The sequence below is a fragment of the Lactobacillus iners DSM 13335 genome (assembly GCF_000160875.1).
Lineage (GTDB): Bacteria > Bacillota > Bacilli > Lactobacillales > Lactobacillaceae > Lactobacillus > Lactobacillus iners.
Window position 1 is genome coordinate 16,903 of record NZ_GG700802.1, and the last position, 13,090, is coordinate 29,992.

Here is a 13,090-nt window from a genome sequence, read left to right on the forward strand (position 1 = left end):
ATTAACAGCATGTATGTGTCGTTAATCTTTTTTTGTAGATATTTTTATACCGATACATTGGATAGTTTATATGTATTTAATAAAGTTCTTGATTTGTTCATCACCAAACTGTTGATTTTGTTTAATCAATATTTCAGCACATGCTTCACTATCACTTAATGCATTATGATGATGCCATAAATCAATATTTAATTGATTGGATACAGTGTCCAAACGATAATTTTTTAAATTTGGCATCAATGCTCTACTTGTAGCTAAGGTATCAATGGTAAGATAGTGTGGTTCGGCAATATTATATTTTTTCAAAGATTTTTTCATGACATTACAGTCAAAACGTGCATTATGAGCGACAACTAGCATACCTGGTTGAAATAACAATCTTATTTTTGGCCAAACTTCGTCCATGGTGGGTGCATCTTTTACATCATTAGCTGTTATACCATGAATTTTAATATTATTTTTATCAAAAGGCATTTGTGGATTAATTACAGTATAAAAACTGTCAATAATTTTATTATCTCTAACTAAAACTAAGGCTAGTGAACAAGCACTATCATAATGACGATTAGCTGTTTCAAAGTCCATTGCAGTGAAATTCATAAATATTCTCCAATGTAAACAAACAAATTTAAGTTCAGTATAACATATAGTAGAAAAAAGAGTTGTTTTTGCGTTATTATAATTAATGTAATAAAAGATGGGGGTGGCGACAAATGAATTTGATGACTTTAAGGCAACAAGGAATTGATATTCAACAGAATATACCGTTAAGTCGCTTTACTTTTACCAAAACAGGTGGACCAGCTGAATTTTTAGCTTTTCCTAAAAATTTGCCGGAATTAGAATTATTAGTAAAAAGCGTTCGTCAGGAAAATATGCAATTAACTGTAATTGGTAATGCATCGAATTTGATTATCAAAGACGGTGGTATTGATGGATTAGTGATCATTTTAACCAAAATGAATCAAATTATTGCTAATGAATCCGATTGCACTATAAGTGCACAAGCTGGTGCAACAATTATTAATACGTCTAATGCTGCTAGGGATGCTGGCTTAACTGGGTTAGAGTTTGCAGCAGGTATTCCAGGTAGCGTCGGTGGTGCCGTATTTATGAATGCTGGAGCTTATGATGGAGAAACTGAAAATGTGATTAAATCGGTTAAAGTTTTAACTAGAGATGGTGTCTTTAAAACTTATACGCATGATGAAATGCAATTTGGTTATCGCCATTCAATTGTACAAGATACTGGTGATATTGTTGTTAGTGCTACATTTGGATTAAAAGCGGGCGAAAAGAAAGCTATTGCGGATAGAATGAAATATCTAAATGATTTGCGACGTGCTAAGCAGCCCTTAGAATATCCATCATGTGGTAGTGTCTTCAAACGTCCTAAAGGTCATTTTGTAGGACCGATGATTATAGAAGCTGGTTTGCAAGGTACAAGAATTGGTGGAGCTGAAGATTCTAAAAAACACGCTGGTTTTATAATTAATGTTGGTGGGGCTACTGCTACTGATTATTTAAATTTAATTCACTTAATTCAAAAAGTTATCAAAGAAAAATTTGATGTCGATTTGCAAACAGAAGTGAGAATTATTGGCAAGGAAAAGAGAATAGATGATTAATTAGAGACTGCAAGTTGTAGGACTTGTAGCTTTTTTTAGGTAAAGGATAAGATAATGAGCAACATTATAAGGTTAGAACATGTTAGAAAAGAGTATGATGATGGATTTGTGGCATTGGATGATGTAAATATTTCCATTGAATCGGGCAAATTTTATTCTTTAGTCGGTCCTTCAGGTTCGGGTAAAACTACCATCTTACGAATCATTGCTGGCTTTAGTGAAGTTAGTGCGGGTAAAGTATTCTTTGATAATCAGGATATTACTCACTTAGATGCAGCAAAAAGGCAAATTAATACAGTTTTTCAGAATTATGCCTTATTTCCGCATATGAATGTTTTTGAAAATGTCGCCTTTGGTTTGAAGATCAAAAAGAAAGAAAAATCAGAAATTATTAGATCAGTCAAAGCTGCTTTGCATATGGTTCAGCTTGATGATTTTGTTAATCGAGAAATTTCTGAGCTATCAGGTGGGCAGCAACAACGTGTGGCTATTGCTAGAGCTTTGGTTAATAAGCCGCAAGTTTTATTGCTGGATGAATCATTATCTGCCTTAGATAAACGTTTGCGAAAAGATATGCAATTTGAATTGCGTGAAATTCAAAAGAAGTTAGGTATTACTTTTATTTTTGTTACACATGATCAAGAAGAAGCTTTGGCAATGAGTGATGAAATATTTGTATTAAATCAAGGTACAATTCAACAAAGTGGTACACCTGTTGATATATATGATGAGCCAGTTAATGATTTTGTAGCTAGATTCATCGGTGATTCTAATATTCTTAATGGAAGAATGATTGAAGATTATTTAGTTGAATTCAATAATCGTCGTTTTGAATGTGCTGATGCGGGAATTAAGCCAGGTGAAAAAGTTGAAGTTGTATTGCGTCCAGAAGATTTAGATATAGTTGAAGTAGCTGATGGTAAATTGTCAGCAACTGTAGAAAGTCAATTATTTTTAGGCGATCATTTTGAAATTAAGGCAACAGATACTGATAATAATGAGTGGTTAATCCATTCAACTAACGCTTCCAAAATCGGCAAAGAAATTGGCCTATATTTTGACCCTGAAGATATTCATGTTATGAGATTTGGCGAATCTGAAGCTGAATTTGATAAACGATTGGAATCATATGAAGGAGAGGATGATGATGAAGAAAAATAAACTCTTATTTTTGATTCCATATTCGTTGTGGATTATTTTATTTGTAATTGCTCCATTAGTGATGATTACTTTGAATGCTTTTAGTAGTAAGTATGGGTTAACCATTAATAATTTCAAACAATTTTTTATTAATGGTACTTTTTTGCGGATGACGCTAAATTCCTTTTGGTATGCCTTTTTAATTACATTTATTACTTTGCTTTTATCATATCCTACTGCATATATTTTGAGTAGAATGAAAAATCAGCAATTTTGGCTATTGTTGATTATTTTGCCAACATGGATCAATTTATTATTGAAAGCATATGCTTTTATTGGCATCTTTGGCAAACATGGTCTATTAAATAATTTTTTAGGTTTAGTAGGAATCAGTCCTGTTAATATTTTATTTACTAATTTTGCTTTTGTAGTAGTAGCAGCGTATATTGAAATTCCTTTTATGGTTTTACCTATTTATAATGCTATTTGTGATATTGATCCTGCGGTCGTTAAGGCTGCCAAAGATTTGGGAGCAAGTAATTTTCAAACTTTCATTCGCATTTTATGGCCACTATCAAAGTCAGGAGTTGAAGCAGGTGTGCAAGCTGTTTTTATTCCTTCATTATCATTGTTCATGTTAACTAGATTAATAGGAGGTAATCGAGTTATTACTTTAGGTACCGCAATTGAAGAATATTTCATGTCTACTATGAATTGGCCAATGGGGTCAACAATTGGTGTGATTTTAATTATTTTAATGATTGCAGTAATGATTTCAACGTCATCTGATAGCAAAAAGAAAAAGGAGGTAAAATTATGAAAAAATTCAAGTGGGATAAGTTTTACCTAACTTTTATTTTGCTGACTTTGTATATTCCAATTTTTTATTTGATTATCTATTCATTTTCTAGTGGAAATAATATGGATAATTTTAAAAATTTTACCTTTGATCATTATTGGGATTTGATTAATGATAATCGCTTGTTGGCAATTTTTATAGAAACAATTATATTGGCCTTGCTGTCATCATTGTTTGCAACTATTGTTGGAACTTTAGGGGCTATTGCCGTTAATAATATTAAAAATAGAAATCGCAAAAAATTATTGCTTACTTTAAATAATGTGTTAATGGTTTCACCGGATGTTATCATAGGTGCGAGTTTTTTGATTTTATTTACGGCTATGGGCATTAGTTTAGGCATGGGATCCGTTTTATTGAGTCATATTGCTTTTTCGATACCAATAGTTGTATTAATGGTTTTGCCACGGCTTAAAGAATTTGATAAATCATTAGTCGATGCTGCTAGTGATTTAGGAGCTAATTCTTGGCAGATATTTAGTAAAATTTTACTACCAGCTATTACTCCTGGTATTTTATCAGGTTTTTTCATGGCTTTAACTTATTCTTTAGATGATTTTGCTGTCACATTTTTTGTTACTGGTAATGGCTTTTCAACATTATCGGTGGAAATATATTCTCGGGCGAGACAAGGAATTAATCTGGAAATTAATGCATTAAGTACAGTAATGTTCATATTTGTTTTGATTTTAGTGTTTATTTATTATTTAATTACTTGTAAAAAAGGACATACTAAAGGAAGGGCTGGTACTTTATGAAGAAATTAGTGTTAGCGGCGATTACCATCATTTTGGTATGTTTAGGGTTACAAATTTTAGCTGATAAATTAAATAATTCAGGTGTATCTTCAGGCAGTAAAGATTTAATTATATATAATTGGGGTGATTATATTGATCCTAAATTATTGAAAAAATTTGAAAATCAGACTGGATACCATGTAATTTATGAGACATTTGATTCTAATGAATCGATGTATACCAAGATTAAGCAAGGTGGTACTGCGTATGATATTTGTATCCCGTCAGATTATATGGTTTCCAAGATGAAAGAATCACACTTGCTAAAAAAGATCAATTTGCGTAATATTGCCAATATTAAAAATATTGATCCTCAATTTATGAACCAATCATTTGATTATGGTAATAAGTATTCTATCCCTTATTTTTGGGGAACATTAGGAATTATTTATAACGATAAATTTGTTAAAAAAGGTGAGATTAAACATTGGAATGATTTGTGGAAAAGCAAGTTTAAACATCAGATTTTATTAGTAGATTCTGCTCGTGATATTATGGGCTTATCATTAATTTCTATGAAAAATTCTGTTAATAGTCAAGATTCGTTAAAATTAAAATTAGCTAAGACAAAATTGGATGCTTTAGGATCAAATGTAAAAGCCATTATTGCCGATGAATTAAAAATGTATATGATAAGAAATGAAGCTTCAATTGGAGTAACATGGTCAGGAGAGGCAAGAACTATGTTAAATGAAAATCCACATTTGCATTATGTAGTTCCTTCCGAAGGATCTAATTTATGGTTAGATAATATTGTTATTCCGAAGACTGCTAAAAATCAGGCGGGTGCATATGCCTTTATTAATTTTATGCTTGATCCTAAAAATGCTGCTCAAAATGCTAAATATATAGGGTATGCAACACCTAACATGTTAGCTAAGAAATTATTACCAGATTCAATTAAAAAAGATCGTCAATTTTATCCTGCTACATCTACTATGAAGCATTTACAGGTCTTTAAAAATTTGCGATCAGAAAAGATACAAGAATATAATGACCTATTTTTAGAGTTTAAAATGTATGCACACTAGAAAGATAGGTTATTGATTATAAAAAAGGGGTGATAGGAATGGTTTGGGATATATATCATATCTTTACTTGGCAACATCTTATGAATTTGATTGATATTTTGATTGTATGGTTTTTAATTTATCGTTTAATTATGATTATAAAAGGTACAAAGGCCGTACAATTAGCTAAGGGTATCGCTTTAATTATTGTAATTAGATTAGTTGCTGGCTTTTTACATGTTGTGATATTGTCATATTTGGTAGATCAAATTTTATCATGGTCAGTGATTGGTATGATCATTATTTTTCAACCTGAAATACGTCGAGGGTTGGAACATTTAGGTAGATCACCATTACTAGGCGGTAATGTAGTCGCCAAAAAAAGTTCTGAAATTATGATAGAAGAATTGGATAAGGCTATTCAATATATGTCTAAAAGGCGTATAGGTGCATTGATTACTTTACAACAAAAAACTGGGTTAGAAGATTATATTGAAACAGGTATTCCTATCAATGCTACGATTACTGGAGCATTATTAATTAATATTTTTATTCCTAATACCCCTTTGCATGATGGAGCTGTAATTATTAAAGATAATAAAGTATCAGTTGCGGCAGCTTATTTACCATTGTCTGATAATAATACAATACCTAAAAATTTAGGTACTAGACATCGAGCTGCAGTAGGTATTTCAGAAGTTACAGATGCAATTACAATTGTAGTTTCGGAAGAAACAGGTGGTGTAACGATTACACGCAACAGTAATTTGATGCTAGATTTAACTAGAGAAGAATATTTGAAATATTTAAGAGCACAGTTAGTTCCTGAGACTGACGATCAACCTACTAATTTTCAGCGAATGATATCTAAAATATGGAATTGGGGGTCGAGTATTAGATGAATAAATTTTTCGATTCTAAATTATTTTATAAACTTCTGGCCCTTATAATCACTATTTTGTTAACTGTTTATGTTAGTTATAATCAAGTCGGCTTTATACCGCGTGGTCAACGAACTCGGACTTTGCAAACTGTTACCAAGACTGAGACACTTAAGCTGCCGTTGCAGATTTCTGTTAATACTGATAAATATTATGTAACTGGATATCCAGAAAAAGTAAAGGTCAATATTACAGGTCCTAGTGCTTTAGTTGTATCAGCCATTAATACTAAAAATTTTAGAGCTTTTATTGATTTAAGTGAATTAAAAATAGGCAAACATCAAGTTCCTATTAGAGTTAGCGGGCTTAGTAATCAATTAAGTTACAAAATTTCTCCTAAGAAAATAGTGGTTGATATTCAGGAAAGAAAAACTCGGACATTACCGATAAAAATAAGGTATAATAGTGATGTCTTATCCAAAGAGTATTTTGTTTATGCACCATATTGCAAACCAAGTATGGTTGAAGTTACGGGAGAAAAATCTGAAGTTAACCATATTAGTAAAATTATTGCTAATGTTGATATCAGGAAAAAAACAATACATTCTTTTGATAGTGAGGTTATGTTGGTAGCAGTAGATGCTTCAGGTAAACAGTTGAATGTTGTAATTCAGCCAGAAACTACGCATGTATATATACCAATAAGAAAGTCCAAAAAAAGGGTAAGACTAAATATTACTTCTCATAATGCTGCAAGTAATAGAATGTATTCGCTGACCAGTTCCATAAAGAAAGTTACGCTTTATGGTGCAGCATCAACGTTAAAAGATATAGTTCAATTAGATGTTGATGTTAATTTGGCAGGTATTGTTCATAATACTTCTAAAAAGGTAAGACTTAAGTTACCAAAGGGAGTAGTTAAAGCAGACCCTAGTGACATTTGGGTAAAAATTGAAATGGCTGACATTTCAGCGATTAAAAATTAATATAAGAAAGGTCGATTTGTAAGATGCTTAAGTACTTTGGTACCGATGGTGTTAGAGGTGTTGCTAATGCTGGATTGACTCCAGAAATGGCATTTAAATTAGGACGTGATGGAGGTTATATTTTAACCAAACATAAGAGTGCAGGTGAAAGAGCTAGAGTTTTAGTTTCTAGAGATACTAGAATTTCTGGACAAATGTTGGAGTATGCTTTAATTTCTGGTTTACTTTCTGTAGGGATTGAAGTTTTGGAGTTAGGTGTTATTACTACTCCAGGGCTATCTTATTTAGTTAGAGCTCAAGGAGCAGATGCTGGTGTCCAAATTTCTGCTTCTCATAATCCAGTTGAAGATAATGGTATTAAATTCTTTGGTAGTGACGGGTTGAAACTTTCTGATGAAAAAGAAGCTGAAATTGAAGCTTTAATTGACTCTAAAGAAGATACTTTGCCTAGACCATCCGCTCAAGGATTAGGTACTGTTACTAGTTATCATGAAGGATCATCTAAGTATTTGCAATTTATTGAAAATACCTTACCTGAACAATTAGATGGTATTAAAGTGGTAGTTGATGGTGCTAATGGTGCTTCTAGTGCGTTAATTTCACGTTTATTTGCGGATATGGGAGTTGATTTTACAACTATTGCAACTCATCCAGATGGCTTAAATATTAATGATCATGTTGGTGCAACACATACTGAATTATTACAACAAGAGGTAGTAAAACAGGGTGCACAATTAGGCTTGGCATTTGATGGGGATGCTGATAGATGTATTGCTGTAGATGAAAAAGGTAATGAAGTTGATGGCGATCATATCATGTATGTTATAGGTTGCTATTTAGCAGATCATGGACGCTTGAAAAATGATACTATTGTTACTACAGTAATGAGTAATTTAGGCTTTACTAAGGCATTAGAACGTCGTGGAATTAAAAATATCAGAACCCAGGTTGGAGATCGCTATGTTTCTGAAGAGATGCGTGCTAACGGCTATAATTTGGGTGGTGAGCAGTCTGGTCATGTAATTATCAGTGATTATCATAATACTGGTGATGGTATGCTCACAGGATTACATCTTTTGTATGTTATGAAAGATACTGGTAAATCATTATCCGAATTGCTTAGTGATTTTAAATCATATCCACAAAAGTTAGTTAATGTACCAGTTCGTAATAAGCAAGATTGGAAAAAGAGTACCAAAATATCTGCAGCTATTGCTGAAGTTGAAAAGACTTTAGGCGATGATGGACGTATTTTTGTTAGACCTTCAGGTACACAAGAATTAATTCGTGTAATGACTGAAGCACCTACGCAAGAATTGGCTGATAAGTGTTGTCAAGATGTAGTTGATGTAGTTAAAGCTGAAATGGGTATATAAATATTAAAAGGGTTTGCGATGATAAGAACCCTTTTTTGGTTTCACTATTATAACTATACCAATTGTAGTCTGCTTTTTTAATTTTTGGCTTGACTACTAACCTTAAATCGGCTAATATAACATTTGCTAAGAGTTCTTAGAAAACAATATAGTCTATACCAATTTTTGGCATAGATAGAGGAGATAAATTATGTGCGGTATAGTTGGTATAATTGGTAAGTCAGCACGTGACGTTGTTTTAAATGGTTTAAAGAAGCTAGAATATAGGGGTTATGATTCTGCTGGTATTTATTTAAACGATTTAAATGGTCATGAATATTTAACTAAAGCTGTAGGTCGTATCAAGAACTTAGAAGATAAGCTAAGTGATAATGAACAAGGATTAGTAGGTATTGGACATACAAGATGGGCTACTCATGGCAAACCTTCTATTGCCAATTCTCATCCGCATTATTCATCTGATAAGCGTTTTTATTTGGTTCATAATGGTGTTATTGAAAATTATGCTGAATTAAAGGAAAAATACTTGTCTGATGTCAGTTTTAATTCGGATACAGATACTGAAGTCGTAGTTCAATTAATTGCTAAAATTGCTAAAGAAAAATGTTTATCAGGTTTTTTAGCCTTTAAAGAAGCATTGAAATTAATAAATGGTTCTTATGCCTTCTTATTAGTTGATAATAAAGAACCGGATCATATTTTTATAGCTAAGAATAAGAGCCCGATGATGTTGGGTATTGGTGATGGCTTTAATATAATCGCTTCAGATGCAATTTCTGTTTTAGATCAGACCAAACTTTTTATTGATTTGCAAGATGGTGATGTCGCAGATGTTACTGCTAGTGCAATTAATATTGAAGATATTGCAGGCAATCATATTGAACGTAAGCCTTATCTAGTAAATATTGATCCAAATTCAGCGTCTAAAGGGACGTATGAATTTTATATGCTTAAAGAAATTGATGAACAGCCTTCAGTTATGCGTCGTTTATCGAAAGAGTACTTTAATGATGATGCAGATGTTAAGGTTGATGCAAATATCGTCCAATCAGTAGCACAAAGTGACAGAATCTATATTTTAGCTGCTGGTACTAGTTATCACGCTGGTTTAGTAGGTAAGAATATTATTGAAAAGTATACTGATATACCAGTAGAAGTTGGTATTGCATCGGAGTTTGGATATCATTTTCCTAAATTATCTAAGAAACCATTCTTTATTTTTCTATCACAATCAGGTGAAACAGCTGATTCACGTGTAGTATTAAAACAGGTTAACCAATTAGGGTTACCTAGCTTAACTATTACTAATGTAGCAGGTTCAACTTTATCTAGAGAAGCTACCTATACGATGCTATTAAAAGCTGGCCCTGAAATAGCTGTTGCATCAACTAAAGCATATACTGCTCAAGTTGCGGTACAAGCTATTTTAGCTAAAGCTGTTGGTGAGTATTTGAAAATAGCAGCGGCTATTGATTTTGATTTAAAACGACAATTGGCTTTAGTTGCTGAAGGCATGCAAGAGATAGTTGATGGCAAAGAGAAAATTAATAGTTTGGCTAAAAAATATCTTGCTACTACCAGAAATGCTTTTTATATTGGTCGTGGTGTAGATTATGCAGTAGCTTTAGAAGGTGCTTTAAAACTAAAGGAAGTTTCATATATTCAAACAGAAGGTTTTGCTGCTGCTGAATTAAAACATGGAACGATTGCTTTAATTGAAAAAGGAGTACCAGTTGTTACCTTAATCAATGATCCTGCAACTGCTGATTTGACACGTGGTAATATTCAAGAGGTTGAATCTCGTGGTGCAAATGTTATCACGATTGTTGCTAAGAAATTTGCTAAAGCTACTGATGATATTATATTACCTGATGTAGATTACTATTTATCACCATTGGTTACTGTTGTACCAGCTCAATTATTAGCTTACTATGCATCCAAAAATAAAGGGTTAGATGTAGATAAGCCAAGAAATTTAGCTAAAAGTGTTACTGTAGAGTAAGCATTGAATACAATAATGAAATAGGCTAAGCTAATTTGTTTAGCCTATTTTATTATTGCTTAAAATACTGTATATTTTATATATAGTAGACTAATGGAGAATATTTATGTTACAAGAAAATTCGAAGAAAAATCAATTTTTTATTAGATTATTACAATGTTTTATTTTAATTCAGCCTTTATTGGATACATATTTCTTTTATGCCAATTCTAAATTAAAAAAATTATTTGTTTTTTCTATACCAACGCTTTTAAGATTTGGTTTGATAGCATTAATTGTCTTTCTTTTTTGGAAATTCAGTATCAGCGAATCACGGAGTCGATATTTTAAATATATTTGTGTGTATGCATTGATCTTAGTATTTTATTCGGTGGGGCATCTTTGGTATTTTTCAACTTTTCCAGCGATTAGTAAGGTAATGATAATCAAAGAAGCTTTTTATATTGTCCGGATGCTGTTACCGGTGATTATGATATATATTATCTATCATACTGAATTTTCAATTCAGCAGTTTATGGTCGTAATTCAAGGACTAGTTGCGTTAATTTCAGGTTCTATTGTTATTAGTAATCTGATTTGTAAGTCAATGTGCTCATATGACAATCACAAGCTAATTGTGGCTAATATATTTTCGTGGTTCAGCCGTAGTGATTTTACTTTTAGAGAAATTGCTTCAAAAGGCTGGTTTTACTTTGCTAATACTATTTCAGCAATTTTAGTATTATTAGTGCCACTTATAATTTATCTGCTCTTAACTAGATTTAATTTCATTAACAGCATACTTTATATAGTTACAGGTATGGCAATGATTATGCTGGGTACACGAGTTGGTACTCTGGGTTTTGTCGCTATAAATATCCTTTCTATTTTAGTATATTTAGTGCATATATTTATTTTACGCAATGCCAAATTTAGTATTAAACCATTAATATTGATTGCCATTTTTGTTGGTGCATATTGTGCAACTATACCATATAGTCCGATGTCTCGCAGAAATCAGTCTACTGAAACAGTAGCTAAAAAATCTACTAAACATCATACTAAGCGGTTAATAAAAAAGTTAGATAAGGCATTATCGCAAAAAGAGACTAAAGCCGAAAAGAAAGAATATATTATTGCCTTTGTAAAAAAATATCATAATCGCTTTAATATCCCTAAAAAATATATCAAGTATAGTATTCCAGTAGAAAATAATTATCAATTTTGGAATAAAGTTTATCATTGGCCGTCTATTAAACGAATGGATAATCGTTTGCTTGAAGAAACTATGGTCAAAGAATATATGAGTCAAAAGTCAGTCGGTCTTGTTAAAATATTTGGTATTTCATATTTGGCAATGACGCAATTATTCCATTTAGAACGGGATTTTGTATCCCAAAAAGATTCGATGGGCTTTATTGGTATGATTTTACTGGTAGGCATTTATCCTATTATGATAGTATATTCAATCTATAAATGGCTAAGATATAGTCAATTACGTACGATGTTAAATAGCTTTTTGATTATGGCTAATGGTCTACTTATTTTAGTAGCCTATAATTCTGGAAATGTTATGGATTTCTTGACTGCTTCACTTATTGCCAGCTTTACTTTTGGCTTTATGTTGTTACAGCAGAAAAAAGTTAAGTAGTGGAGGTTATTTCAGTTGGTAAAAAAGATTATACAAGTCAAGAGTCTTAAGATATATTTAGTGATTGCTATTTTAGCAGCTATTGGCTCTATACTTAGAAGCTGTCTAGCTAAAGAAATAAATGGGGTTTTACTAGTTAATATTTTAGGATGCATTGCTTTAGGCTTTATTAATCTTTTTTTGAAAGATTATAATTATAGCAATTTATCATTAGCTAAGGGGTTAACGGTAGGTTTTATTGGCTCATTTACTACATTTTCGTCCTATAATTTAGAAATTTTTAAATTAATTAATCATAAGCAATATCTTGCAGGTCTGACTTATTTTGTATTATTTGCAGCTTTGGGGCTATTTTTTACATGGATAGGGATGCTTTTAGAAAAACTAGTAGTAAAGGTAGGTAAAAATCGTTAATGGCATGGTTGATGGTTTTGATCGGTGGTATATGCGGGGCATTAGTTCGCTATAAAATTAATATTTATACTAGTAATTTTTATTTAGGAACTTTTCCACTAGCCACTTTATGTGTTAATTTAGCTGGTTCATTTCTGATGGGGATTTTATTTGCTAAAGTTTGTGCAGGTTATAGCTATGCTTTATTAGGTACAGGCTTTTTGGGTGGGTTGACGACCTTTTCAACAATGAATTTTGAATTACTCGATGAATTACGTAACAAGCAATATCTAATATTCATCTCTTATTTTGTGCTTACATACCTCGGCGGTTTTACTTTATTGCTTATAGGATATATATTAGCTAAATAAAATGTGCATATAAAAAG

General features: G+C 31.8%; 13 protein-coding genes. 12 read left to right on the forward strand and 1 reads right to left on the reverse strand.

Annotation, left to right across the window (positions count from 1 at the left end; all coding sequences use genetic code 11):
• Window positions 1-66: 66 nt before the first annotated feature.
• Complete coding sequence (locus tag HMPREF0520_RS00925; RefSeq protein ID WP_006729020.1) at window positions 67-600, reverse strand: 3'-5' exonuclease; 534 nt, start codon at window positions 598-600, stop codon at window positions 67-69.
• Between the two features lie 113 nt (window positions 601-713).
• Here HMPREF0520_RS00925 and murB point away from each other — a divergent pair, with 113 nt between their 5' ends.
• The 12 genes from murB to HMPREF0520_RS00985 all read left to right on the forward strand — a co-directional run bounded on the left by murB (window position 714) and on the right by HMPREF0520_RS00985 (window position 13,073).
• Complete coding sequence (gene murB, locus HMPREF0520_RS00930) at window positions 714-1,628, forward strand: UDP-N-acetylmuramate dehydrogenase (RefSeq protein WP_006731171.1); 915 nt, start codon at window positions 714-716, stop codon at window positions 1,626-1,628.
• A gap of 54 nt (window positions 1,629-1,682) precedes the next feature.
• On the forward strand, window positions 1,683-2,789 hold the full coding sequence (locus HMPREF0520_RS00935) for an ABC transporter ATP-binding protein (protein WP_006729022.1): 1,107 nt from the start codon (window positions 1,683-1,685) through the stop codon (window positions 2,787-2,789).
• Window positions 2,776-3,588: an ABC transporter permease gene (locus HMPREF0520_RS00940; RefSeq protein WP_006730672.1), complete on the forward strand. Its 813-nt coding sequence runs from the start codon at window positions 2,776-2,778 to the stop codon at window positions 3,586-3,588. Before HMPREF0520_RS00935 ends, HMPREF0520_RS00940 begins: the two co-directional genes overlap by 14 nt.
• The gene (locus HMPREF0520_RS00945) at window positions 3,585-4,385 is read left to right on the forward strand and encodes an ABC transporter permease (RefSeq protein WP_006729024.1); all 801 of its coding nucleotides are present in this window, start codon (window positions 3,585-3,587) and stop codon (window positions 4,383-4,385) included. The genes HMPREF0520_RS00940 and HMPREF0520_RS00945 overlap by 4 nt, the downstream gene beginning before the upstream one ends.
• Window positions 4,382-5,455 (forward strand): ABC transporter substrate-binding protein, encoded by a 1,074-nt coding sequence (locus tag HMPREF0520_RS00950; protein WP_006729025.1) that lies wholly within the window; start codon window positions 4,382-4,384, stop codon window positions 5,453-5,455. Before HMPREF0520_RS00945 ends, HMPREF0520_RS00950 begins: the two co-directional genes overlap by 4 nt.
• Window positions 5,456-5,493: 38 nt before the next feature.
• On the forward strand, window positions 5,494-6,336 hold the full coding sequence (gene cdaA, locus HMPREF0520_RS00955; RefSeq protein ID WP_006729026.1) for a diadenylate cyclase CdaA: 843 nt from the start codon (window positions 5,494-5,496) through the stop codon (window positions 6,334-6,336).
• Window positions 6,333-7,301, forward strand: coding sequence for a CdaR family protein (locus tag HMPREF0520_RS00960; RefSeq protein WP_006729027.1), 969 nt, complete (start codon window positions 6,333-6,335; stop codon window positions 7,299-7,301). The genes cdaA and HMPREF0520_RS00960 overlap by 4 nt, the downstream gene beginning before the upstream one ends.
• Window positions 7,302-7,324: 23 nt before the next feature.
• Complete coding sequence (glmM, locus tag HMPREF0520_RS00965) at window positions 7,325-8,677, forward strand: phosphoglucosamine mutase (protein ID WP_006729028.1); 1,353 nt, start codon at window positions 7,325-7,327, stop codon at window positions 8,675-8,677.
• A gap of 190 nt (window positions 8,678-8,867) precedes the next feature.
• Window positions 8,868-10,679, forward strand: coding sequence for a glutamine--fructose-6-phosphate transaminase (isomerizing) (glmS, locus tag HMPREF0520_RS00970; RefSeq protein ID WP_006729029.1), 1,812 nt, complete (start codon window positions 8,868-8,870; stop codon window positions 10,677-10,679).
• A 106-nt stretch (window positions 10,680-10,785) separates the two neighbouring features.
• Entirely contained in the window at window positions 10,786-12,309 is a 1,524-nt protein-coding gene (locus HMPREF0520_RS00975) for an O-antigen ligase family protein (RefSeq protein ID WP_006729030.1), read from the forward strand.
• Window positions 12,310-12,324: 15 nt separating this feature from the next.
• Window positions 12,325-12,723, forward strand: coding sequence for a fluoride efflux transporter FluC (locus HMPREF0520_RS00980; RefSeq protein ID WP_006729031.1), 399 nt, complete (start codon window positions 12,325-12,327; stop codon window positions 12,721-12,723).
• Window positions 12,723-13,073 (forward strand): CrcB family protein, encoded by a 351-nt coding sequence (locus tag HMPREF0520_RS00985; protein ID WP_006729032.1) that lies wholly within the window; start codon window positions 12,723-12,725, stop codon window positions 13,071-13,073. The genes HMPREF0520_RS00980 and HMPREF0520_RS00985 overlap by 1 nt, the downstream gene beginning before the upstream one ends.
• Window positions 13,074-13,090 lie beyond the last annotated feature (17 nt).